Here is a 25,288-nt window from a genome sequence, read left to right on the forward strand (position 1 = left end):
ATGAGCACTGAATTACTGATCAACGTTACACCGAGTGAAAGTCGTGTTGCGCTTATTGAAAACGGCGTACTACAAGAGATCCAGCTAGAAAGAATTGGCAACCTAGGCATTGTTGGCAATATTTACTTAGGCAAAATCAGCCGAGTATTACCGGGAATGCAAGCCGCATTTGTTGATATAGGCTTAGAGAAAGCAGCGTTCTTGCACGCATCTGACATTGTAAATAGTGCTTCAATTGTTGAAGGAGTCGATGAGCAGCCCATTAAAAAGGTGCAAGATATCCGTGAACTAGTGCGCCAAGGTCAATACATTATGGTGCAAGTAGTGAAAGATCCTTTGGGCACCAAAGGGGCGCGCTTAACGACTGATATCACAATTCCATCACGCTATTTAGTGTTCATGCCTGACGCGACCCATGTTGGCGTAAGTCAGCGTATTGAAACCGAAGAAGAACGTACCAGACTGAAAAAAATAGTCGCTGAATATGGCGATGAAGATGGCAGCTTTATTGTGCGTACCGCTGCTGAAGGCGCTTCAGAAGCTGAGCTGCGTCACGATGCTGAGTTTTTAAAAAAACTGTGGCAAAAAATTGTCAATAAACGCAAAAAAATCAGTAAAGAGAGCATCTTACACGAAGACTTAACGCTGGCGTTTCGTACCCTACGTGATTATGTTGGCGAAGACATGGAGCGCATTCGTGTTGACTCAAAGCTGACATACCAAGAGTTAAAAGAATTTACTGAAGAGTTTGTGCCCATCTTATCTGGGGCGCTTGAATACTACCCAGGTGAGCGACCTATTTTCGATTTGTTTGATGTCGAAACTGAAATTCAAAAAGCCCTTCACCGTAAAGTTGAACTTAAATCAGGTGGTTATCTAATTATTGACCAAACCGAAGCAATGACTACCGTTGATGTAAATACCGGTGCATTTGTTGGGCATCGTAATTTAGAAGAAACCATTTTTAACACCAACATCGAGGCAACATCGGCAATCGCACGACAACTGCGATTACGTAATTTAGGTGGCATTATCATTATCGACTTTATCGATATGGTAAGTGACGAGCATAAACGTCGCGTTTTACACTCACTTGAGTCGGCACTGGCAAAAGACCGCGCAAAAGCCAACATCAATGGCTTATCTGCTCTGGGTTTAGTCGAGATGACTCGTAAGCGTACCCGCGAAAGTTTAGAACATATTTTATGTGACGTGTGCCCCGCGTGTTCAGGCCGAGGGTCGCAAAAAACCGTTGAAACGGTATGCTACGAAATTCTGCGTGAAATTGTCAGGGTTAACCGTGCCTACGCAGCCGATAAGTTTATGGTGTATGCAGCGCCTTCGGTAAGCGAAGCGTTGATCAACGATGAGTATCATAACCTCGCCGAGCTTGAACTATTTATAGGTAAACAGGTCAGTATTCAAACAGAGAGTTTATACAATCAAGAACAGTTTGATGTGGTAATGATGTAATGAAGGCAAAAACGGTCTGCTTTTTTTGTTTACGTAAGTTATGGCAAGTTTTTGCTATTACTATCGTACTGCTGGCCGTTATTGTCTCTGTTTTAAAGTATACCCTGCCATATGCCAATGACTATAAAGGCGACATTGAAGCGTTTTTGTATGAACAGTTCGATGTAAATCTTTCAATAGGTGCTATCTCAGCCAGTTGGCAAGGTAAAGGCCCTTCATTAGTCCTTGAAGATATTTCCTTTGAGGACAATCAGACTTCACCGATTGCACTCACCATAGATAAAGCCAGCCTAGAGGTAAATCTGTGGGAGTCGATTAAAACTCGTCAACTTAAATCAAGTTACTTTGTGATCAATGGTTTTCATGCCGATGTTGATTTGCCAACCATGCTTAAGTTTGGCAACAACAAGCAAGCAGACAGTTTTGAGCAAAAAGAGTTAATAGAAAGCTTGTTTTTGGGTGAAACGGGCCACTTTGCGATTCAAGACAGTAGCATTAATTTTATGCTTAATGATGGCAAAGAGCGTACGTTAATTCTTGAAAATATTGTGTGGCAAAATACCCCAGAACAGCACCAAGGTTCAGGAAGCCTAGCCTTACCGGGGATTTCTGTCGGCAACTTTGATGCCCGCATGGCACTTAATGGTTCAACGCTTGAGACCATGGCTGGCGATATTTATGTGCAAGCTGCGAATGTCGATGTTTCAAAATGGCTGGCACAATACATCAATACAGACAAACAACAATTGCACTCCGATATGAACTTGCAAACCTGGTTTAGCCTTGAAAAAGGACTGATCAGTGACGTAAAAGTGCAATGGTTACCCAGCTACATAAATTGGCAACAAAACCAAGAAGCGCATCAAATTAGTTTAAATGAAGGGGGCTTTCACTTATTCCCTTGGCAGAATGGTTGGCGTTTAAAAAGTACCGGACTTGCTTTTGAAAGTGATTTAAAACAATGGCCAACATTGCAGTTTGAAGCCCAGCTTGGAGATACAAATAAGATTTGGCTCAAGCAGTTTGACTTTGCATTGTTATCAAAATTATCTCAATTGAGTAACTTTGAAGTATTAGCGCCATTTTTAGAACGACAGCCTAATGGCCAATTAAGCGAAGCGTATGTTGAATTTGGTGCGCAAGATAACTGGCAGTTGTGGTTTAAGGGTGAACAGCTCAACTGGTTATCCTTACAAGGGATCCCTGGTGGGCAAGCCATTCGGGTTGAGGGAAATATTAACCAAGCTGCGGGGCGTATAACGTTATTTGGCGAAAATAACCGTTTGTTAACCAATGGCAGTTTTAGCCAAGACATTCCTTATAATCAGTTAAATGTTGAACTTGATTTACGTCATTACGACGATGGCTGGCGTATTAGCAGTGACAACATTTGGCTTGATAATGACGAAGTAACCGTTGCAGCAGAAATGATGCTTAGCCTAACTGCAGAGCCGCGCCTTGATTTATATGCCGAAGCGTACGCACCTGATGCCAACGTGGCGGGGCATTATTTTCCATTACCGGTAATGAGCGAAAACTTAGTTAACTACCTAAACGGCGCCATTAAAGGCGGCGAAGTTAATAAAGCACAGGTGTTGTTTTCGGGGCCGTTTAGCGGTTTTCCGTTTAAAGAGCAACAAGGGCAGTTCGAAGTATTGGCAAATGTGAACAATGCCAAATACCAGTTCACACCCAGTTGGCCCAGCGTTGAAAATGCCAATGTGATTTTGCATTTTGAAAATGAACGCATGGATATTTACAGCAAGTCAGGCACACTTGTAAACTTATCACTTGGCGACAGTGTACACGTAAGTATTGCTGATTTAATGCATGCCGATACTCTAAATGTAGCGATAAATAAACGTGCCCACGGCAATAAATTACAGTCATTTTTTGCAGCCACACCGCTCGCTAAACCGTTAGCAAGTGTTTTTGAAGTAGTACAAGCGCAAGGTGAAGCCACAGCAAATATTAATTTGCTTGTCGATTTACATTCAGGCCATGTTGATGCCCTCGGCGAAGTTGAGCTTGCTAATTTACCTGTTTATCTTGCTCAGCCTGGCATCACACTTAATCATATGACAGGCATTGTTAAATTTAATAACGACAAAATTGATTTAAAAAATGCCAAAGCTGATTGGTTAGGTATGCCGTTAACAGCCAGCTTTAATAGCGAAAATGTGGCTGATAATTACCGCGCAGAAATCGCGATTAAATTGGCCTTAGATGCAGAACCATTAATTGAGCAAGGGCAGGGTCTGCTCGAAGGTTATTTAACGGGGCAAAGTGACGTTGCTATTAATGTCTCCCTTAACTTTTTACCCAACGACTTCAACTATCGCGCTGATATCAGCGGTAACTTAGTGGGTATAACCAGTCAATTACCCGCACCTTACACAAAAAGTGCTGACAATGCTTGGCCTATCAAAGCGGTAGTGCAGGGCGATCATATTTCTAATTTGATCACTGCAAATATCAATGAACAGCTATTTTTCAATGCTATTTTAGATAATGGCAAAAAGCAGTTTAATAACGCACACCTTATTTTAGGTTCAAAAGATTTAGGCCTTAATCGAGATGGTTTTGCGGTATCGATTGACCTACCAGAAACTAAGCTTGTGCCATGGTTTGGGTTGATTGAGCAAATTATCGATTTGACCAAGGCTAAATCAGACGGTCCTGGCGTAATGCCTGCATTTAACAATGTAACGGGTCAATTTAATAAGTTAGCGGTTCAAAATATCGATTTTAATGATGTTGAGTTTAGGCTAGCACCAAAGCAAGCCGATTTAGAGCTTAAACTAAATGCCAAAGAGCTCAGAGCTGATGCACTCATTCCGACAGGCGATACACGTAGACCTATTCAAATATTTACTGATTATTTACGGGTTAACTTTAATGACACCGCGACGGAGTCTGCACATGAAGTTGAACAACCTGAAGACTTAAGCTGGTTAACACGTATACCAGCCATCGAATTTAACTGTGAAGATTGCAAACTAGCCGAGTACCAACTTGATAAAGTAAAAGCCACGTTTGGTGGTGATAATAATAGCTTGATATTTACTGAGCTCGTGATAGATAAAGGCGACCATATACTGAGAGCGAAAGGGCAATTTGCTGATGGCTCAACGCGTTTTAACGGTCACCTACAAAGTGATGATATTGGCGACTTATTTGATGAGTTTGATATTACTACTACAGTAAAAGACTCCGATGCCGACATAAAATTTGCCCTCGCTTGGCAAGGTGCGCCGTATAATTTTGATGTGCCTACGCTAGCAGGCGAGTTAGATTGGCGTTTAGGTGAAGGGCATTTAGCGGAAGTGAGTGACGGTGGTGCTAGGGTGTTTTCATTGCTTAGTCTCGACTCACTGGTACGTAAGCTCAAACTTGATTTTAGAGATGTATTTTCAAAAGGCTTCTTTTATAACAAGATGCAAGGCACGATGCAGTTAGAGAAAGGGATTGCTTACACTCAAGATACCAAGCTTGATGGTGTGCCTGCCGACTTAACGATTAAAGGCCACACTAACTTAAATACCTTTGAAATAGACTACGATCTAGCTGTTGCCCCGCAGGTTACCTCAAGTATCCCAGTGATCGTAGCATGGATGGTCAACCCGGTAAGTGGCCTTGCGGCGCTTGCAATCGATAAAGTAATTCACTCTGCGAGAGTGATCTCAGAAATCAACTTTAAGGTGACAGGCAGTATGAATGATCCGGTTGTTGAAGAAATTGATCGTAAGAGCCGTGAAGTAACCTTACCGCAAGCGGCACAAAGCCAGCCGCAGTCATCAACAAGGCTTAAATTAAAAGATGCAGCCACCTCAGCGAGCTTCGACAACAATGACAGTTAATACTCAGCCGCAGGTTGTAGCAGTGCAAATGTGCTCGGGAATGAATGCGGAGCAAAATATGGCTTTTTTAGCAGACACGCTGGCGCAATTGCCCACGACACGTCCGCTGCTTGTATGCCTACCCGAAAGCTTTTTAATTTTTAGCAAGCACACTCAAGCAAGTTATCAGCTCGGATTACACATTGAACAGTACACAGCTGCACTGGCTGCGCTATGTAAACAACATAATATTTGGTTGGCTGCTGGGACAGTGCCGGTATCACAACCTAACGGTAAATATTTAGCCGCCTCGTTTTTATTTAATAACCAAGGTGAGGTGGTAGCGCAGTACAATAAGATCCACTTATTTGATGTCGATGTTGCCGATGGCACGCGTAATTATCGGGAGTCTGATGCCACCGAAGCGGGCAAAGATATTGTAGTGGTTGATTCACCCTTTGGTAAAATCGGCTTAGCAGTATGTTATGATCTACGCTTTAGTGGTTTATTCACTGCGATGCAGCGCCAAGGGGCTGAGCTCATCTTAGTACCCAGTGCCTTTACCACTGTAACAGGAGCCGCTCATTGGCATACCTTGTTGGCTGCCAGAGCGATTGAAACGCAATGTTATGTGGTAGCCGCTGCACAGTGGGGTGAGCACGAAAATGGCCGACAAACATATGGCCACAGCATTATTATTTCGCCATGGGGAAACACGCTCAGTGAGCTTGCCTCAGGCACTGGTTTTATCAGCCATGAGCTTGATTTAAACCGACTGAATACAATTCGCCAAGACATGCCTGTGCAGTCTCAGCAACGATTTAGAGAGCATTTATTATGAACACGGTTGAACAGCATTTATTACATGACAGCCAGCTAAATAGAGAAGAATTAGAAAAAACGCTCGCTTTTATTCATCAGCATCAAGTGGATTATGCCGATCTGTATTTTCAATCTAGCCACCATGAATCATGGGTGTTAGAAGATGGTCTCGTAAAAGAAGGCTCATACAATGTTGAGCGTGGTGTGGGTGTGCGCGCTGTAAGCGGTGAAAAGACAGGGTTTTCGTACTCAGATGCAATCAATCTTGAAGCGCTGAATAAAGCCGCAACAGCAGCACGAAGCATTGCGAATGCAGGCGAAAGCAAAACGATTCAAGTATTTAGCGATGTAGCAGCAAAACAGCAGTATGCACCGCATCAGCCAATTCAAAGTATGAGCGATAACGACAAAGTGAGCCTATTGCGCGAACTTGAAAACTACATTCGCGAGTTAGCCCCCGACGCAGAGCAAGTGATTAGCTCTATGTCAGCAGTGTACGAAGAGGTACTCATTGCAGCAAGCGACGGCACCTTTGCCACCGATATTCGCCCGCTTATTCGTTTAAATTGTTCCGTATTACTTGAGAAGAATGGTCGCCGTGAGCGCGGTGGTGCAGGCGGCGGTGCGCGTTTAGATTACGGCTACTTTAAAGAGTTAGTTGATGGTAAGCCGCGCTGGATGGAATACGCAGAAGAAGCTGTACGCCAAGCTAAAGTGAACTTAGAAGCCATTGATGCGCCAGCAGGTAGCATGGAAGTGGTACTGGGTGCAGGTTGGCCGGGTGTGTTACTGCATGAAGCCGTGGGTCATGGTCTTGAAGGTGACTTTAACCGTAAAGGTGCCTCTGCGTTTAGCGGTAAAGTCGGTCAAAAGGTAGCTTCCGAGCTGTGTACCGTGGTGGATGATGGCACCATAGCCGACCGTCGTGGTTCACTGAATGTAGATGACGAAGGCACACCTGCTGCGTATAACGTGCTTATTGAAAACGGTATTCTAAAAGGCTACATGCAAGATAAGCTCAATGCACGCCTAATGGGTGTAAACCCAACAGGTAATGCGCGTCGTGAGTCGTATGCTCATTTACCTATGCCGCGTATGACTAATACCTACATGCTGGGGGGCGAGCACAGCCAAGCTGATATTATTAGCTCTGTGAAAAAAGGTATCTTCGCGCCAAACTTTGGGGGTGGTCAAGTTGATATCACCTCAGGAAAGTTCGTATTTAGCGCCTCTGAAGCGTATTTAATTGAAAACGGTAAAATTACTCAGCCTATCAAAGGCGCAACACTGATTGGTAACGGCCCAGAAGTGATGCAGCAAATTTCGATGGTAGGTAACGACCTTGCGCTTGATAAAGGCGTCGGGGTATGTGGTAAAGACGGTCAAAGCGTGCCGGTAGGGGTTGGTCAACCAAGCCTTAAAATTGACAACTTAACGGTCGGTGGTACGGCTTAATCGCCCTCTTTTTCCCGCTTCAGTAAGGCAGGTTAAATTTTTAACCTGCCTCATTTCATAACACTTCACTTCGCAGTAAAAATGTATCAATATAGGTACCATTAATACCACTATATTCGTTACTGTTCGCAGTAAATATAATAATTTTAAGGTGAAAATATGAAAGTAACGCCAATTTTATTAATACTACTCATGCTTACCGGCTGTGCATCACAGGAAGTAAGAGAGGGGTCTGCAAATGAAGTGTATGCCGAGCACGAGTGTTTAGGCGGTGAACTAGAAACCGATTACAGCTATACCATTTTTAGTACAGACGAAGATGACAGCAGCAAAGGTTCAGTGACGTCGACTTGTCATCCGGTTAAAACAGAAACTGAGTTTGAGCGTGACTTACGCAATGGCGGGTAGCACGCCCATTACAGTGGCTTAACGTCTTATTAAGCCACTGAAAATTATCACCTTAAGCTTTAGCATAAACGGCTAAAGTGTACTCAGCATCCAGATACCTGCCGCTATCATAAATAAGTTTTCGCTGAGAGAAATAAAGTCCAGCGGGACATTGCTGTCGCCACCCACACAGGCACATTTTAGCTCTCGCTTATCGATATAAACGGCCTTAAACACCGATACCGCACCTATGCCACCAATAAACAACGAAAATGGCGCGACAGCTAAAGCTGGCAGCTTAGCCACCATACCTATGGCAACGTAGGCTTCAATAAACGGGTAAACATAGGCATAAGGCACAACACGCATTGCCAGTAAATCATAAGTAATGAATGAGTTTGAAAAGCTGTACAGGTCTTGTAGTTTTTGAATAGCGAGCACCGCCATTGTCAGTGCAACAAACAGCATTAAGTTTTGCATCGACAGTAAAGCTGTGCCGCTGGCGTAGCTAAACCCGCAGCTTAAGAGTAGGGTTACCGCAAAAATCGCTAAAACAGGGGTATAAGTTGTGCCTTGTTGACCCGCTTCGGGCAGATTGAAAAAGTCGCGTAAATCATCATACCCCCCAATACGCTTATTATCGATAAAGGTTTGTGGCGTGGTTTTTACTTGATGCTGCTCTTTAAATGCATCTGTTTCTTCGCGGTTAGTGAGGTGGCGGTCATCAACCTCGTAACCATTGCGCTCTAACAAATCTTTAGATTTTAAACCAAATGGGCATATATGCTCATCGGTCACCATGCGATATAAAATTGCAGACTTAGACACAGTGCCTCCTTGTAAAAATGCCAAGCTTATTGCGTAATCTTTACTCGATAACACAGTAAACAATGGCAAAATGTTGGTATAACGTCGTAGCTACAAGGTTTGTGCCGACTTTCTACAAGGCATAAAAAAACCTTGCGGCAGCACCGCAAGGTTTTTAATATTTTCTCGCAACGCGAGTTTATCTCATCGTCACGAACTCTTCTGAGCCGGTAGGGTGAATCGCCACTACGGCATCAAAATCTGCTTTGGTTGCGCCCATCTTCATTGCGACTGCAAAGCCTTGGATCATTTCATCAACAGTAAAGCCAATGCCGTGTAAGCCAACAACTTTTTCGTTATCACCTGCACACACAAGCATCATGTTACATGCTTGGCGGTGTTGAGTAACTGCTGTGTACATAGCTGCAAAGCTTGATTTATAAACCTTTACGTTTTCAGCACCATATTGCGAAATTGCTTCTTGCTCTGTTAAACCAATCGTGCCGATTGGTGGGTGACTGAATACAACTGTAGGTACTAGCTCGTAGTCCATTTTTAAATCATCAGGCAATTCTTTATTGAATAAACGCTCTGATAAAATACGACCCGCTTTTACAGCCACGGGTGTGAGCTCTATTCCGTGTTCGATGATGTCGCCAACGGCATAAATGTTTTTAGCGGTTGTATTTTGATACTCATCAACTTTTACGTAGCCACTTTCGTTAAGCTCAACGTCGGTTGCTGTGATATTCAGTTTATCGGTTGTTGGTGTACGACCAATAGCCCAAATAACTTCATCGACATTTTGGCTGTGACCATTTTCAAAGTGAATTGTTAAACTGCCATCGCTTTCTTTAATCACTTCTTTTGGTGTGCAGTCAGTGTGAAGTGTCGGGCCTTCTTTCGCCATAATGTCGACAAGCGTATCAACAATGTAAGGGTCAAAAGTACGTAATGGTTTATTTTTACGAACAAATAAATGCGTTTCAGTGCCAAGGCTGTGAAGTACACCTGCGATTTCGACAGCAATGTAACCAGCACCCACAACAGCAACACGCTTAGGTTGGGCATCTAGCTCAAAAAAGCCATTTGAATCAATACCTAGTTCAGCACCTGGGATGTTAGGAATCGTTGGACGACCTCCCACGGCAATCAGAATATGGTCAGCGGTGTATAGCTCACCGTTAACTTCAACGGTTTTGTTATCAACAAAGGTCGCGAAACCGTTGATTACCGTTACGCCATTGCTTGATAAGTATTTGTTATACCCTTGGTGGATACGGCCAATGTAAGCTTCGCGGCTTTCTACTAATTTAGCCCAACTAAAACTTTTTAATTCGACATCAAAGCCGTAATCGGGTGCGTATGCATTAATTGCTTCAGCAATTTGTGCGCCATGCCACATTACTTTCTTTGGAACACAACCTACATTCACACAGGTGCCACCCATGTGTTTTGCTTCAATAAGTGCGACTTTTGCGCCACGCATTGCAGCACGGTTTGCAGAGGCAATACCGCCACTGCCACCACCAATTGCAATGTAATCAAAATGCTGAGCCATAGTTTGTCCTCAAAAACAGATAGTTTTTTATTAATTAATCGATTTATTAATAAGTTGATAATAGCATAATAAAGACCGAGGTTAAGCCCCTTGTATTTCATCAATTCGCCCCAACTTCAACACCATATTCGCATAAAAATTGAGAACGAAAATGACAATTGCAGAAAATAACCCACTTATTGGATTAGAAGGGCTTCCGCCGTTTTCTAAGATTAAACCAGCCCATGTTGTGCCGGCATTAAAAGAAGCGATTGCACACTGTCGTGCCAAAATTGATGAGGTATTGGCAAGTAAGTCATACACTTGGAATGACCTAGTTCTTCCACTTGAAGAGGCTGATGACAAGTTATCACGACTATTTTCGCCAGTATCGCACATGAATTCGGTGGTAAATAGCGACGAGCTACGCGAAGCTTATGAGCAATGTTTGCCGTTGTTATCTGAGTACTCAACCTTTGTTGGTCAGCATCAAGGTTTATACGATGCCTATAATGCTTTACATAGCAGCGAAGAATTTAAAACACTCACCACTGCACAGCAAAAAACCATTACTAATGCGTTGCGTGATTTTGAATTATCGGGCATCGCGTTAAAGCCTGAGCAACAAAAACGATACGGTGAAATTAGTGCGCGCTTATCAGAGCTTGCCTCTAAGTTTGGCAATAATGTGATGGATGCGACACTCGCTTGGCAAAAACACATTACAGATGAAAGTGAATTAGCAGGCTTACCTGAGTCAGCACTGGCACTCGGTGCCGATACAGCAAAAAGCAAAGAGCTTGATGGTTGGGTGTTCACCTTAGATTTCCCTTCTTATTTGCCTATTATGACCTATGCCGATAACCGTAAATTACGTGAAGAAACGTACACTGCGTTTGTAACTCGTGCGTCTGACCAAGGCCCTAATGCAGGTGAGTTTGATAACTCAGATATCATGAGCGAAGAGCTTGCACTTCGTCATGAACTGGCCGAGTTACTCGGTTTTAGCAGCTACGCAGAAATGTCATTAGCAACTAAAATGGCCGAATCTGAGTCGCAAGTGTTCTCGTTTTTAGAAGATTTAGCGGCTAAGTCAAAGCCACAAGCTGAGCAAGAGCTTGCTGAATTAACAGCCTACGCACAAGAAAAACATGGTGTAAGCGAGCTTGCAGCATGGGATTACGCGTATTATGCAGAAAAATTAAAGCAAGAAAAGTACGCAATTTCTGATGAAGTACTGCGCCCATACTTTCCTGCCGATAAGGTCTTAAACGGGTTATTTACCACCGTAAACCGCTTGTTTGATATTAGCGTGAAAGAAGTGCATGAGTTTGATAGCTATCATCCAGATGTGCGCTTCTTCGAGATTTACGATTGCAGTAACACGCTACGCGGCCGTTTTTATCTTGATTTATATGCACGTGACCGTAAACGTGGTGGCGCTTGGATGGACGATTGCATGGGGCGTAAAGTGCGCGCTAATGGCGAATTACAAACACCTGTCGCTTACTTAGTCTGTAACTTTAATAAAGCAGTGGGTGATAAACCTGCGCTGTTTACTCATAACGAAGTGACAACTTTATTCCATGAGTTTGGACACGGTATTCATCATATGCTGACCCAAGTTGATGCCGCGCCAGTGGCGGGCATTAATGGTGTGGCATGGGATGCCGTAGAGCTGCCAAGCCAGTTCTTAGAAAACTGGTGTTATGAAGAAGAGGCCCTTAACTTTATCTCGGGTCACTATGAAACGGGTGAACCGCTGCCAAAAGAACTGCTTGATAAATTATTGGCCGCGAAGAACTTTCAATCGGGCATGCAAATGCTACGTCAGTTAGAGTTTTCGCTGTTTGATTTTACCATTCACCATGATTACAAAGCGGGTGAACCTTGTAATATTCAAGCCACGCTTGATGAAGTTCGCAGTAAAACTGCGGTTGTTAAAGCCCCCGCCTTTAACCGTTTTCAGCATGGTTTCAGCCATATTTTTGCCGGTGGTTACAGTGCCGGTTATTACTCATATAAATGGGCTGAAGTTTTGTCGGCAGATGCTTTCTCTAAATTTGAAGAAGAAGGTATTTTTAATAAAGAAACGGGTCACGCTTTCTTAAAGAACATTTTAGAAAAAGGGGGCAGTGAAGAGCCGATGGAATTATTTAAAAAGTTCCGAGGTCGTGAACCACAAGTCGATGCACTCCTCAGACACAGTGGTATTGCAGCCTAAGTTATTATTGTATGAAAGCGCCGTAAGGCGCTTTTTTTATTAATAAATCTTAGCAAAATCAATCTTGCGTACTATGCTTTTTAGAAAAGCATTTACAGGAATAAAGCATGTCAAAACTGGTGTTAGCCATTGATGATGATAAATACGTACATCATGTCATCGAAGAGTCGCTCTCGGGCTTTTGCACATTGATCCATGCTAAAAATGGCGAAGAAGGATTAAGACAGGCACTTAAATATAATCCAGATATTATTTTGCTGGATATTGAAATGCCCGGCAAAACGGGTTTTGAAGTATGCACTGAACTTAAAGCACACCCACAAACGAAAGATACACCGGTGATGTTTTTATCGGGTAAAACCGAATTGCCCGACCGGGTTAAGGGCTACAATGCCGGTGCAGCCGATTACATTGTTAAGCCGTTCAACGCTGAAGAACTTATGGCGCGTATTCGCGTGTTATACCAATATCGTCAGCACTCTAAAAAGTTAAAAAGTGATGTTGAACGTGCGCAGATCACCGCCGAAATAGCCATGACAGACTCAGGCGATATGGGGCGTATAATGCGTTACGTTGGGCAAAGTTATCATGCGCACGATATTAAAGCGTTGTCTGAACACATGTTTGAGTTTTTTAATCCGATGGATCTCGATGTGGTTCTTGCATTCTGGTATCAAGATATCGGCGTATTTTGCAGTGCAGACGGTGGAGTATGTCCGCTTGAGCAAGAGCTACTTGAAAAACACCGTGACGCAAACCGCTTTGTTGATTTTGGGCATCGCACCATTGTTAATTACCCAAAAATATCGATGTTAGTAAAAAACATGCCATTAGACGATGCGCAGCTTTATGGGCGTTACAAAGATTTGTTTCCGCATATTCTCGAAGTGACTAACGCCAAAGTACAATATATGGAAGTGAACGAGCGCGCGTTAGCCCAAGCACAGCAAATTGGTAATGCTTTTAATGAGCTGTCGGAACAGATGTATCAAAATAGTGACTCACGAGAGCGGGCTGTCGAAAAGTTTGCCGCACAATTAGTTGAGCTAACCAAGTCAGTGGAACAAAGTAACGTATCAAGCAGTGATGAAGTGGTCTTTCACCTTCAGCAGTTACAGCAAACCCAGTTGTTATTTGCATCGCTTAATGATGATTTAGCATTTATTAAATATCAGCTTAAACACATTATTGAATCGCGTAATGAGTTACTAGAAAACCTGCAAAAAATTGCAGAGCCACGCCATACTGAAGATGTCACCTCGCAAACAGATATCGAGCTATTTTAGCGATTTAAATAGTGACGTAACTTTTACTTTGCACACCTGTGAACCATGTATCTTAAATACGTTTGGGTATATACTTGCGTTGCATTCGGTTCACGGAGTAAATTGTGGTAATTCATTGTCCTTTTAAAGAAATGCGTCCTTATTTAGACGCCATAGAGCAACGTTTCGGTTTAGCCGAATGGGCTAAAAATAATGATGGCTTTTCATTGCACTATGACGATCAGGGCCTAAGCCTTAAAAAAAAGGATGAGCCGAAGCTGGGCGCTATTCATGTTGATTTTGTGAGTGGTGCGGCGGCGCATCGTCGCAAGTTTGGTGGCGGTAAAGGTCAAGCGATAGCCAAAGCGGTGGGCTTAAATAAAGGAGCCACTCCCGTTGTGCTTGATGCAACAGCAGGCCTTGGCCGAGATGGCTTTGTGCTTGCGTCGTTAGGTTGTCATGTAATTTTGCATGAGCGCCATCCTGTGGTTGCTGCGTTATTATACGATGGCCTAGAGCGAGCCTATAACGATGCTGATATTGGTCCATGGATGAAAGAAAAAATGAGCTTAGTGTTTGGCTCAAGCCACACATTACTGGCTCAGTGTAACAACGTACCAGATGTTGTTTATTTAGATCCTATGTTTCCACATCGAGAAAAGTCGGCACTGGTTAAAAAAGAAATGCGTGTATTCCAAGAGCTGGTGGGTGCGGACAACGATGCAGACGATTTACTCGAATTTGCGTATCCATTAGCTACTAAGCGGGTTGTTGTTAAGCGACCTGATTACGCGCCTTTTTTAAATGACAAAACCCCCAGCATGCAAATCAAAACCAAGAAAAACCGCTTTGATGTGTATGTAAAAGCTGCCATGGTGTAGTGCAGTTATTAAGTATTAATTTGTGATTACATTTGACGTTAATTTGGATGGTTTACATCAAATTGTCATAAAAGGTTAATATTCTACGCGCGTAACGACTTTTGGGAATGTAGTTCATGCGCGTGTCATCATTTACTCGGTTATTAGCCGTTTTACTCACTCTTGCCAGTATCTTACTGGCGGCCACCTTGTTTTGGGCAAGCCAAACCTTACTCGGCTTAGAGCAACAAGATAACGCTTACAACAAGCTAAAAAACACCATTATTATTGATTTAAAAAGCCACCTTGATGATTATTTAGAGCAAGGTGATAGCCAACATTTAAATCAAGCCTCTACCCTGATCAGCGATGTTAAAAAACAGCATTTAGCAAGCTTACCAAACGAGCTCGCAAGCCAACTAACGGCACAACTCAGCGAATTAGATAAAGACATTAACGGTAAATACCGAGCACTGGGGAAACTTTCAGGTAACGAAATGGCGCTGCTTGATAATTCACTCAGGCAAATGGCAGGGTCGGCATCATCGTTAGTGGGTTATGCAACACAAGCCAAGCCACAAACTGCATTAGCGCTTGAGTATTATCAACTTGCAAGTGATTACTACAGCGAAGTAACGACCCTTGCCTTATATACTTACAAACTCATTGTTAGTTTTGATCAAGACACCAAAACCAGCCTTAATCAAAGTGTGGCGAACCTTAACACCCTTGCCAATAAAATAGCGCAACTTGATAATTTAGGGGTCATGAGCGAGGTTGACGAAGACGCCTTATTTTTTGGCGAAGAGGCCGAAGACTTAGCAGGCGACATAAAAGCAGAGCTAAGCAGCTGGCCTAAGCGCTTTCCGCGCGACTTAGCGTCGACCATCGCGCAAGCAGAGCAACGCCAAACAGGCATGCAAGCATTACGTGCGCAAATAAACGCGCTGTCTAGTACGGTACTCGGTGCCGAGCAAAAATTAAAAGAGCAACAAGGGCAACTTAAGCAACAGGTTTTTATTGTGTTTTGCTTTGCTATTGGCATGTTAGTGGTGTTAGCGGCTGGCGTGTACTTTGTACAGCGTAATCAAGTGCTAAATCCACTGCGTCAATTACGTGATGGCTTTGCATTTTTAATTGAAAGCAACGAACTAAAAAATATTCAAAGTAATAACCCCAAGACAGAAGTGGGCGAAATAGCACATTACTTTAACCAGCTAATTGAGCGTCAACGCGGTGAAGCCGAAGAACGAGCGCAAATGCTTAAAGTCATTAATGACTTTATGCTAGAAATGAGCGAACACCTCCACACGATTGGTCAGCAAACTGATGCGAGCCGAACACAGGTCGAGCAAAATCAAGCTTTACTCAATGATATTCAGCATATCGGCGAGCAAGTTAACAGGATAAATAGCCAAGTGGCCGACAATGCCAAGCACACCTTCGATGCCATGGAGCAAAGCTTAGGGTTTGCTGACAACATGCTCATAGCCAGCTCACACACTGAGCAACGTGTAGAGCAAGGTTTAACAAGTTTAAAAGCACTATTAAGTGGCGTAAATGATGTTGGCCACGTGATCGAAGTCATTAAAAATATTGCCGAACAAACTAACTTACTGGCACTTAATGCCGCCATTGAATCGGCGCGGGCAGGAGAGCATGGTCGCGGCTTTGCCGTTGTCGCTGACGAAGTGCGTAAATTAGCAAGACAAACCCAAGGCTCACTGGATGATATTAACAGCCAGCTTAGTCGCTTAAGTGAAAACTCAACCATGGTATCAACACAAATTAGTGCGCTTGCGAGTGATGCCGAGTTACAAACGCAAAATGCCCAAGAGTTAAAGCGCAACTCAGAAGGGGTTGCCGAAAATGCACAAGACGCCAATAAAGTTGCGTTTGATGCCATGGAGCTTGCAAAGCAGCAAAATGCTTTACTCGAAAACTTTAGTCAGTCAATGCTCAGCATGAAAGGCCAAGTAAGCGAATCAAATGTTCTTGTGAGCGATATTCAACAGCGCCTACAACAGCAAATGAATACCATTAAACGTAGCTTAGGATTGTAATTAGCCGAAAATGGCTTCGCAGATATCACACACTTTTGTGTATCGTAAAATGAAGCATGTGCTGCAATGTATCGTTTGGGTATACACTCTGAACTCATACTAAAATTTCAAGGAATTATGATGATTGAACAAGGCCAAACTTTACCAACAGCAAGCCTAACAGAACTAACGAGCGAAGGAATGCAAACGCATTCAACAGAGTCTTTGTTTGCAGGCAAAAAAGTGGTTTTATTTGCAGTGCCTGGTGCTTTCACACCAACGTGCTCAAATGCACATTTACCTGAATTTGTGGCACTTGCCGATAAAATTATGGCGAAAGGTGTTGATGCTATTTACTGCGTATCGGTAAACGACGCGTTTGTAATGAAGGCATGGGGTGAGGCGCACAACGCTGAACACATTCGTATGTTAGCCGATGGTGATGCCAGTTTTACTAAAGCGCTTGGTTTAGATAAAGACACCGCGAGTTTTGGTGGTATTCGTTCGATGCGTTATGCAATGATCGTAGAAAACCAAACGGTAGCAGGCTTATTTGTTGAACAAGATAAAGAGTTTGCAGTAAGTCGTGCTGAGGCTATTTTAGAAAAGCTATAAGTACAAAAAAGCCGGACGAGAGTCCGGCTAAAAGTCCCAGGGGAAACGGGAGTATTCAACCATTAAGGTTGATATTGTGCATCAAGTGTTACACCTGAAAAGGTGCGATACGCATTTAAGCTTAAGTGCCACGTACCTGCTTGTGGGTTACTGAATGTACATGTTTCAGCATTGCCATTTTTGTACGGGCGACAGTCATAACTTGATGTTGTAGGCTGGCTGCCAAATTTAACAAACAAGTCAGCATCACCAGTGCCACCAGATGTCGTGACAGTGAAGCTTGCCATGCCTGCTGGTACTTCTAGTGTGTAGTGTTTCCACTGACCCGCACTTGCAGAAATATCAGTAACCGTGCCGCCACCTGCTTGAGGTGCACCTGTACCACCAGATGTTGTTAAATCGCCCACTAGGCTCACTCCTGAATAAGCAGAGTAGCCGTTAAGCATAACGTGATAAGTGCCTGCAGTTGGGTTATCAATCGAACATACTTCTTCATTACCCCCTTTGTATGGGCGACAATCGTATGTTGATGTTGTTGGTGCGCTACCTGCACGAACGTAAAGGTCGGCATCACCTGTACCACCACTCATCGTGAATGTTACGTTTGTAGCACCTGCTGGAACTTCCATTGTGTAGAAAGTTTGGCTGCTAGCCGCACCACTAAGACCCGTAAGAGCTTGACCATCTTCTAACACGTTACCTGTTGGCGGTGGAGGTGTAGTACCCGACGCCGCAGCAACCGCTGCTGCCGCATCTACAATACCAGTACCACAGCTAGTACATGTTGCTGGGAAAGCACGAGTTGTTGATTTTAAAATGCTTTCTATTTCATCAGGTGTTGCAGAAGGTTTCGCTTGCTTAATAAGCGCAGCGACACCGGCAACGTGTGGGGCAGCCATCGACGTACCTTGTGAATAGTGATAGCTGTCGCTTGAAGGGCTAGTTGAGCCTGAGTTGTGAGTTGATAACACACCTTCTGAATCGTTAGCAAAGCTTTGCGCGCCGCCCGGTGCAGCAACATCAATATTACTACCGTAGTTAGAGTAATAAGCACGGCCACCGTTACGGCCAACTGACGCAACGTTTACTACGCCATTACAGTTACCAGGATTATAGTTAGCTGAGTTGTCGTTATCGTTACCTGCTGCAATTACAATCACAGTGCCGTTATTACGAGCTTGGTTGATAGCACTTTGTGTTGTAGAGCTACATGAACCGCTGCCACCTAAACTCATATTGATAACATCAGCAGGGTTTGCATTCGCAGGAACGCCAGATACAGAACCACCTGATGCCCAGATGATACCGTCGGCGATGTCTGATGTTAAACCACCACATTTACCAAGTACACGTACAGGCACAACTTTGGCGTCATACGCAACACCCGCAACACCTTCACCGTTGTTAGTCACAGCAGCGACAGTACCCGCAACGTGCGTACCATGCCAGCTTGAGCTTTGTGCGCCGTGTGTATAACCACACTCATTAGCACTAATAGCGTCACCTGGGTCACGTGCATCGCTATCGCGACCGCCACCGTCATTTGCTACCGATAGGTTAGAGATCATGTCGTAACCCGGTAAAATGTTGGCATTTAAATCAATGTGTGGGCGGTAACCCGTATCAAGTACCGCAACCACAACGCCACTCCCTGTTGCTGTATCCCATGCTGTAGGCAGGTTTAAACCACCAGCTTGCTCATAATAATGCCACTGATCTGAATAACGTGGATCGTTAGGCGTTGCAAATGGCTTTAACATTTGGTCAATTTCGATGTATTCAACGTTACCCGTTGCAACCATTTCTTGCATAAACTCTTGAGCTTCTTCAGCTGATAGCTTTTTATCAGCACGCATAACGTGGTGATTGCTCATTGCCATTGCACGCACGTATTGTGCTTTCACTTGGCCTTTTTTACTTGTGAAGTTTTTAACAAAGCCCTGCGCTTTTTTATTCATTAGCATCGGCGTTTGTTCTGCAGCCGACATAGTCATCATTTCATCATTGTTATTTTTGTATTTAATGATGAATTGTGTACCAAAACCGTCTTGGCCTTGTAGCTTAGCGGCTGTTTCCGCCATAGACGGTGACATCATTTGGTTTGGCGTTGCCATCGCTGCCGTCGTCCCAAACAACGCAGTGAGGCTCAGTGCGATTGCGCACTTTTTTAAGTTATTGTTAGTTGTCATAATGATCCCTAGATTGTTATAAGTTTCTTCGCAATGTTTTTCGCGAAGGGGGACAAAGGTAAAATAAATGTAAATTAAGTTAAAATATCGTTTTGTTATGTTTGTCTCTATTTTAGTTATAAACAAGTGTATAGATGGCTAAATCTGACTTTTAACTGGGTTTTAAGGTGGTTTTCTCATTCTAAAGTTTTAATTTTTCTATTTAGAGTTTTTGCTTTATTTCGTTTTTTAGGTTTATCTTTTTTGTAAAAACACCTTTCTGTTAACACCGCGTATAAAATAACTTGTTATAATCAGCTAAATTTTTTAATGAGTATGCGTAATGACCCAAGTAGATGTAATTGTGATTGGCGCCGGTGCCGCAGGTTTAATGTGTGCAGCACAAGCAGGTTACCGAGGCCGAGCGGTTACAGTGCTTGATATGGGTAAAAAGCCGGGCCGTAAAATTTTAATCAGCGGTGGTGGACGGTGTAACTTCACCAATGAAAATGCCAGCCCAGATAATTACTTATGTACAAACCCTCATTTCGTAAAGTCGTGTTTAAGTCGCTATACCCAACACGACTTTATTGAGTTGGTAGACCGCCATGGTTTGGCGTATCACCATAAAACACTGGGTCAATTATTTTGTGACAACAGCGCTCAAGATATTGTTGATATTTTATTGACTGAATGTGAGTGGGCGGGCGTGAACATAGCCTTGCGCAACGAAGTGCTTAGCGTCACAAAAACTGATGCAGGGTACGAGGTAATAACCGAGCAAGATACTTATCAATGTGAATCGCTGGTGGTTGCATCGGGTGGCTTAACAATGCCAAAACTGGGTGCATCGCCCATTGGCTACAAAATTGCTGAGCAATTTGGCTTAACGGTTTTACCCACAATGGCAGCGCTTGTGCCATTCACTTTGCACCAGCACGATAAAGATCGTTTTGATGGACTGTCGGGGATCAGTATTCCGTGTGTGGTAACAAGTGAAGACGGTACACAATTTAAAGAAAACATACTCTTTACTCACCGTGGTTTGTCGGGACCTGCTATTTTACAAATTAGCTCATTTTGGCGCGCAGGGCAGAGTGTGTATATTAATTTATTACCAGCGATCGATTTAAAACAGCAGCTTGAAGAGTGGCGTCAAAGCCAAGGCCAAAAGTCGCTAAAAAATACCCTCGCGACGATATTGCCAAAGCGTTTTGTAGAGATGCTGCACGACACCAAAGCTATTCCTGATTGTAATGTTAATCAGCTAACCCACACGCAAATAGATGCGCTGCACGACTACATCCACAACTGGCAAATAAAACCTAACGGCACCGAAGGGTATCGCACTGCAGAGGTCACGCTAGGCGGTGTAGACACCGATGAGTTAAGCTCAAAAACCTTCGAAGCCAAAAAAGCACCCGGCCTTTACTTTATCGGCGAAGTTACCGACGTGACAGGCTGGTTAGGCGGCTACAACTTCCAATACGCTTGGAGCTGTGGCTTTGCAGCAGGGCAGTATTGTTGATGATAGACTCTAGTCGCTCTGCTTTGCGCCAATTCCGCTTTTGCTTATTAGTTGGGCTTAGTATGTGCGAAGTGCTTTAAACGTGCAGTTGTATAAAATGACCGACGGTGAATAACTTGTTCATTACCGTTATATGAACTCGCTTACACCGCTACTTCAACACAGTTTCGGCCATTGTTTTTTGCTTTATAAAGCGCTTTGTCGGCAATTGATAGGGTTTCTTTTATTGTGGTTGAGGCATGGGCAACGCTGTGAACGCCTAGGCTTACGGTAAACTTTACGGCTTGATCATCATTGCTTTTGATGCGGGTGTTTGCTGCTTTTTCGCGGATGCGCTCGGCCAGGGCTTTGGCGTCGTGTAGGCTGCAATGCAGTAAAAGTACAAATTCTTCACCGCCGTAGCGGCAGGCTATATCGTCTTTTCGTTGTTGTGTAGTGAGTATGTTTGCAAACTCAATAATGACTTTATCGCCAATATCATGGCCATAAGTGTCGTTAATGGCTTTAAAATGGTCGAGATCGGCGATGATCAGCGTTAACTCTTGATGATTGCTTGCCATTGCAGCAATGAGCTCTTCACTTTTTCTATCAAAGTAGCGTCGATTATACAGGCCTGTCATTGGGTCGGTATCGACAAGGCGCGTTAATTCTTTTTGCTGTGCTTTGATTTTTTCGAGCGTTTTTATACGGTAAGACAATATAAACGCCATCATTAATGCTTCGAGTAAAATACCTATGCCGACGCCATGACTGTTTATCACGTTCGCGTCGGTGATACCTTTGTAATAAAGCACGGCCAGCATATTGAATATAACGAACAGTGAGTGGCCAAGTAAAAAATATTTGGCGAGTGGATCCCCTTTTCGCCACAGTGATATAGAGACACCAAAGGTGACGGTCATCATCATTGCGGCAAGGGTGCTGGCTGGTTTTAGTGCGCCAACGACATCGAATAAACTGTAGATAAAGTCGCCAACCAGTAATACGAGAATGAGCGACAGGGCTATATGCTCTTTTGGGTAATGCTTTTTAGTTTCGAAAATTAGCATCACAAAAATTACTAAAAAGCTGGGCATACTGAGCAAACTAGAATTAAGTTGCAGTACTTCAGCACTAAAAATGCCAAAAAAGTTAGCAGCTACGCCATACGAAAGCGCCACCCATACCGTGCCCGATATTAAATACAGGGCGTAAACAATATTTTCTATTTTACGTGCCGATAAGTACAAGAAAAAGTTATAGATCATCAGCGCTAGCATCATGCCAACCAGTAATGCAATGTAGTTGCCGTTGCCAACTAGGGCGCGTTTTGAATGCTCTTCATTATAAATATTTAGAGCAAACCATTGATGCGAAAAAGTAACGCTTTTTACATAAATGGTTTTTTGCTGCTGTGGGGCAATATAGAACGAAAACACAGCACTGCCGCCGAACATATTGGCTTTTGGACCCGATGTATCTAGTTGAATTTCAGATTGATTAATGAGTTGCCCATTGTGGGTTTCGTAAAATCCTACCTCTTCTAGATGGTAAGCATCGGGGTTGTGAATAAATAAACGTAAGGTATCGCTGTCGTTGTTTTTGACGGTTATTTTTGACCACGTTGTTTTGGCATTGGTGCCCAGAGTGAGCTCATTTTTACTGGCTGTGAATGTTTGATTTTGTATTTGCGACAGTGTCATTTTTCCTGTTTTATCAATAAAATAACTCATATCGAAACGTGTTAAGTTAACCTGTTCATTGTTGAGTGATATAACAGAGTCAACGGATGTGGTAGGGCTATTTTGTGCAAAGGCAAAGAAGGAGTGACTGATAAAAAATAGTAATAATAAACGTGCGATCATCCTTGGTGCCTATGGCTAAATTGTTTATTAATAAAGTGTTATTTTTAACGTAATCAGCTGCATTGTCGAGCGAATTTTATCCAAAATAAAAAAAGCCGCTGTAAAAGCGGCTTAATGGGTTGCGAAAAATGAATACCAACGCGCAATAATACTGAATTAAGCGAGTTGGTATTGGTATTAACGTAGGTCGAATCTGTCTAGCGTCATTACTTTAGTCCATGCTGCAACGAAGTCGTCAACAAACTTTTGTTTAGCATCGTCAGATGCATACACTTCAGCAATAGAGCGTAGCTCTGAGTTAGACCCAAAGATTAAGTCTACCGGTGTTGCTGTCCACTTAAGCTTGCCTGACTGACGGTCACGGCCTTCGTAAACACCTTCTTCAGATGACTTAGACCACTTCGTTGACATATCGAGTAGGTTAACGAAGAAATCGTTGCTTAATGTGCCAGGTTTTTTCGTGAATACACCGTGTTGTGTTTGGTTAGTATTAGCGTTAAGGGCACGCATACCACCTAGTAGTGCTGTCATTTCTGGCACCGATAAGCTTAGTAAATCAGCACGCTCAACTAACATTTCAGCAGGTGATTTCCATGCTGAGCTGTAGTAGTTACGGAACGCATCTGCCGTAGGCTCAAGTACTTCAAACGATTCAACGTCAGTCATTTCGAGTGATGCGTCCATACGACCTGGCTTGAATGGTACTGCAATAGAAAAACCTGCATCACTTGCTGCTTTTTCGATAGCAGCCGCGCCACCCAGAACAATCATATCTGCCAGTGAAATTTCTTTTCCACCTGCTGCATTTTTATTGAACTTAGTTTGGATTTTCTCAAGCTTGCTCAGCACATTTGCCACTTCTTTCGGGTTATTTACAGGCCAATCTTTTTGTGGAGCAAAACGAATACGTGCCCCATTTGCACCACCACGCATGTCAGTATCGCGGTAGCTTGCTGCTGATGCCCACGCCACACGTACCAGTTCAGATACAGATAAACCCGAATCTAAAATGCTTGCTTTAAGTGACGCGATGTCTTTGCTATCAACTAGCTTGTGGTCAACTTCAGGAATGTAATCTTGCCAAATTAGCACTTCTTCTGGCACTAAGTCACCTAAGTAACGAGCGCGAGGGCCCATGTCACGGTGGTTTAGCTTGAACCATGCTTTAGCAAACGCTAGTTCGAACTCTTTCGGGTCGTTTAAGAAACGCTCTGAAATTTTACGAAACGCGGGATCTGCCTTTAACGCGATATCAGTTGTGAACATGATAGGCGCATGACGCTTACCTTTAATGTGCGCATCTGGCACTAGGTTAGACGCTTGACCATTTTCTGGGATCCATTGTGTTGCGCCTGCTGGGCTTTTTGTTTTAACCCACTCAAATGCAAATAAGTTTTGTAAGTAGTTGATTGACCATTGCGTTGGCGTCACGGTCCATGCACCTTCAAGACCTGAAGTAACAGTATCTTCTGAGTGACCTTTACCGCACTTGTTTTTCCAACCTAAACCTTGCTCTTCGATAGCGGCTGCGGCGGGTTCTTTGTCTAAACAAGTCGCTTTTTTCGCACCGTGTGCTTTACCAAAACTGTGACCACCTGCGATAAGTGCAACGATTTCTTCATCGTTCATTGCCATACGACCAAACGATAAGCGAATATCATCAGCCGCAAGAAGTGGGTCTGGGTTGCCATGTGGACCTTCTGGATTCACATAGATTAAACCCATTTCAACCGCTGCTAATGGGCCTTTTAGTTTGCCTTTTTTGTCGCGGCGCTCGTCAGTTAACATTTTGCCTTCAGGGCCCCAGTAAACGTAATCTGGCTCCCAATCGTCTTCACGACCACCGGCATAGCCGAATGTTTTGAAACCCATTGATTCAAGTGCCACGTTACCTGTTAGCGCCATTAAATCAGCCCATGAGATGCTGCGACCGTATTTTTGTTTAATTGGCCAAAGTAAGCGACGCGCTTTGTCTAAGTTGGCGTTATCTGGCCAGCTGTTTAGTGGGTCGAAACGTTGTTGACCACCGCCAGCGCCACCACGGCCATCGAATGTACGGTAAGTACCTGATGCGTGCCACGCCATACGAATGAAGAATGGACCATAGTGACCGTAGTCGGCAGGCCACCAGTCTTGAGAGTCAGTAAGCACTTTTTCAATATCGGCTTTCACTGCATTAAGGTCTAACTTTAAAAATTCTTTTTTGTAGTCAAAGTAAGGACCCATTGGGTTTGATTCAGCGCCGTGTGCGCGCAGTTGACTTAAGTCGAGTTGCTCTGGCCACCAAAATTGGTTTGATTTGATGTCGTTAGTGGCGTGTACATTTGTTGCGATGAGTAATGAAACAGCAACAGCGACTTTTGAAAATGCTGAGGTTGATTTTTTTAACATTGTGTTGTCTCCAGTTGGAAGTTGCGTG

At 43.5% G+C, this 25,288-nt stretch carries 16 protein-coding genes; 11 read left to right on the plus strand and 5 right to left on the minus strand.

Annotated features, from left to right (window positions below):
• The 5 genes from rng to BWD47_RS10700 all read left to right on the plus strand — a co-directional run bounded on the left by rng (nt 1) and on the right by BWD47_RS10700 (nt 7,997).
• On the plus strand, nt 1-1,473 hold the full coding sequence (rng, locus tag BWD47_RS10680) for a ribonuclease G (protein ID WP_036973165.1): 1,473 nt from the start codon (nt 1-3) through the stop codon (nt 1,471-1,473).
• Nucleotides 1,473-5,333 (plus strand): YhdP family protein, encoded by a 3,861-nt coding sequence (locus BWD47_RS10685; protein ID WP_075593956.1) that lies wholly within the window; start codon nt 1,473-1,475, stop codon nt 5,331-5,333. The genes rng and BWD47_RS10685 overlap by 1 nt, the downstream gene beginning before the upstream one ends.
• Nucleotides 5,323-6,153, plus strand: coding sequence for a carbon-nitrogen hydrolase family protein (locus tag BWD47_RS10690; protein WP_074989348.1), 831 nt, complete (start codon nt 5,323-5,325; stop codon nt 6,151-6,153). Before BWD47_RS10685 ends, BWD47_RS10690 begins: the two co-directional genes overlap by 11 nt.
• Nucleotides 6,150-7,589 carry a metalloprotease TldD gene (tldD, locus tag BWD47_RS10695; RefSeq protein ID WP_036973157.1) on the plus strand — a complete coding sequence of 480 codons (1,440 nt, stop codon included), beginning with the start codon at nt 6,150-6,152 and terminating at the stop codon, nt 7,587-7,589. Before BWD47_RS10690 ends, tldD begins: the two co-directional genes overlap by 4 nt.
• Before the next feature lie 159 nt (nt 7,590-7,748).
• Complete coding sequence (locus BWD47_RS10700; protein WP_051501928.1) at nt 7,749-7,997, plus strand: hypothetical protein; 249 nt, start codon at nt 7,749-7,751, stop codon at nt 7,995-7,997.
• Nucleotides 7,998-8,069: 72 nt separating this feature from the next.
• On the opposite strand, the gene BWD47_RS10705 is transcribed toward BWD47_RS10700, so the two are convergent.
• On the minus strand, nt 8,070-8,804 hold the full coding sequence (locus BWD47_RS10705; RefSeq protein ID WP_075593957.1) for a glutaredoxin family protein: 735 nt from the start codon (nt 8,802-8,804) through the stop codon (nt 8,070-8,072).
• A gap of 178 nt (nt 8,805-8,982) precedes the next feature.
• The gene (gene gorA, locus BWD47_RS10710) at nt 8,983-10,344 is read right to left on the minus strand and encodes a glutathione-disulfide reductase (RefSeq protein WP_036973152.1); all 1,362 of its coding nucleotides are present in this window, start codon (nt 10,342-10,344) and stop codon (nt 8,983-8,985) included.
• Between the two features lie 151 nt (nt 10,345-10,495).
• On the opposite strand from gorA, the gene prlC reads away from it, so the two are divergent.
• The 5 genes from prlC to BWD47_RS10735 all read left to right on the plus strand — a co-directional run bounded on the left by prlC (nt 10,496) and on the right by BWD47_RS10735 (nt 17,329).
• Nucleotides 10,496-12,547: an oligopeptidase A gene (prlC, locus tag BWD47_RS10715; protein WP_075593958.1), complete on the plus strand. Its 2,052-nt coding sequence runs from the start codon at nt 10,496-10,498 to the stop codon at nt 12,545-12,547.
• A gap of 107 nt (nt 12,548-12,654) precedes the next feature.
• Entirely contained in the window at nt 12,655-13,833 is a 1,179-nt protein-coding gene (locus BWD47_RS10720; protein ID WP_065978314.1) for a two-component system response regulator, read from the plus strand.
• Between the two features lie 104 nt (nt 13,834-13,937).
• Nucleotides 13,938-14,693: a class I SAM-dependent methyltransferase gene (locus tag BWD47_RS10725; RefSeq protein ID WP_036973144.1), complete on the plus strand. Its 756-nt coding sequence runs from the start codon at nt 13,938-13,940 to the stop codon at nt 14,691-14,693.
• Nucleotides 14,694-14,809: 116 nt separating this feature from the next.
• Nucleotides 14,810-16,735 (plus strand): methyl-accepting chemotaxis protein, encoded by a 1,926-nt coding sequence (locus BWD47_RS10730; RefSeq protein ID WP_075593959.1) that lies wholly within the window; start codon nt 14,810-14,812, stop codon nt 16,733-16,735.
• 120 nt (nt 16,736-16,855) lie between these two features.
• Nucleotides 16,856-17,329 carry a peroxiredoxin gene (locus BWD47_RS10735; RefSeq protein ID WP_075593960.1) on the plus strand — a complete coding sequence of 158 codons (474 nt, stop codon included), beginning with the start codon at nt 16,856-16,858 and terminating at the stop codon, nt 17,327-17,329.
• Between the two features lie 62 nt (nt 17,330-17,391).
• On the opposite strand, the gene BWD47_RS10740 is transcribed toward BWD47_RS10735, so the two are convergent.
• Nucleotides 17,392-19,518: a S8 family peptidase gene (locus BWD47_RS10740; protein WP_065978316.1), complete on the minus strand. Its 2,127-nt coding sequence runs from the start codon at nt 19,516-19,518 to the stop codon at nt 17,392-17,394.
• 322 nt (nt 19,519-19,840) lie between these two features.
• Between BWD47_RS10740 and BWD47_RS10745 the strand changes: the two genes are divergently transcribed.
• Complete coding sequence (locus tag BWD47_RS10745; protein WP_036973136.1) at nt 19,841-21,025, plus strand: NAD(P)/FAD-dependent oxidoreductase; 1,185 nt, start codon at nt 19,841-19,843, stop codon at nt 21,023-21,025.
• 143 nt (nt 21,026-21,168) lie between these two features.
• On the opposite strand, the gene BWD47_RS10750 is transcribed toward BWD47_RS10745, so the two are convergent.
• Both BWD47_RS10750 and katG read right to left on the minus strand, forming a co-directional pair.
• Nucleotides 21,169-22,869, minus strand: a complete 1,701-nt coding sequence (locus tag BWD47_RS10750; RefSeq protein WP_075593961.1) for a diguanylate cyclase — start codon at nt 22,867-22,869, stop codon at nt 21,169-21,171.
• A 177-nt stretch (nt 22,870-23,046) separates the two neighbouring features.
• Entirely contained in the window at nt 23,047-25,260 is a 2,214-nt protein-coding gene (katG, locus tag BWD47_RS10755) for a catalase/peroxidase HPI (protein WP_036973125.1), read from the minus strand.
• Nucleotides 25,261-25,288: the final 28 nt, after the last annotated feature.

Source organism: Pseudoalteromonas sp. PAB 2.2, assembly GCF_001938575.1.
In the GTDB taxonomy this organism is placed as follows: domain Bacteria; phylum Pseudomonadota; class Gammaproteobacteria; order Enterobacterales; family Alteromonadaceae; genus Pseudoalteromonas; species Pseudoalteromonas lipolytica.

Coding starts and splice junctions, on each gene's coding strand:
- gorA (WP_036973152.1), bottom strand. CDS start 10,344: ATGGCTCAGCATTTTGATTACATTGCAATTGGTGGTGGCAGTGGCGGT.
- rng (WP_036973165.1), top strand. CDS start 1: ATGAGCACTGAATTACTGATCAACGTTACACCGAGTGAAAGTCGTGTT.
- BWD47_RS10720 (WP_065978314.1), top strand. CDS start 12,655: ATGTCAAAACTGGTGTTAGCCATTGATGATGATAAATACGTACATCAT.
- katG (WP_036973125.1), bottom strand. CDS start 25,260: ATGTTAAAAAAATCAACCTCAGCATTTTCAAAAGTCGCTGTTGCTGTT.
- tldD (WP_036973157.1), top strand. CDS start 6,150: ATGAACACGGTTGAACAGCATTTATTACATGACAGCCAGCTAAATAGA.
- BWD47_RS10690 (WP_074989348.1), top strand. CDS start 5,323: ATGACAGTTAATACTCAGCCGCAGGTTGTAGCAGTGCAAATGTGCTCG.
- BWD47_RS10685 (WP_075593956.1), top strand. CDS start 1,473: ATGAAGGCAAAAACGGTCTGCTTTTTTTGTTTACGTAAGTTATGGCAA.
- prlC (WP_075593958.1), top strand. CDS start 10,496: ATGACAATTGCAGAAAATAACCCACTTATTGGATTAGAAGGGCTTCCG.
- BWD47_RS10730 (WP_075593959.1), top strand. CDS start 14,810: ATGCGCGTGTCATCATTTACTCGGTTATTAGCCGTTTTACTCACTCTT.
- BWD47_RS10740 (WP_065978316.1), bottom strand. CDS start 19,518: ATGACAACTAACAATAACTTAAAAAAGTGCGCAATCGCACTGAGCCTC.
- BWD47_RS10700 (WP_051501928.1), top strand. CDS start 7,749: ATGAAAGTAACGCCAATTTTATTAATACTACTCATGCTTACCGGCTGT.
- BWD47_RS10735 (WP_075593960.1), top strand. CDS start 16,856: ATGATTGAACAAGGCCAAACTTTACCAACAGCAAGCCTAACAGAACTA.
- BWD47_RS10745 (WP_036973136.1), top strand. CDS start 19,841: ATGACCCAAGTAGATGTAATTGTGATTGGCGCCGGTGCCGCAGGTTTA.
- BWD47_RS10750 (WP_075593961.1), bottom strand. CDS start 22,869: ATGATCGCACGTTTATTATTACTATTTTTTATCAGTCACTCCTTCTTT.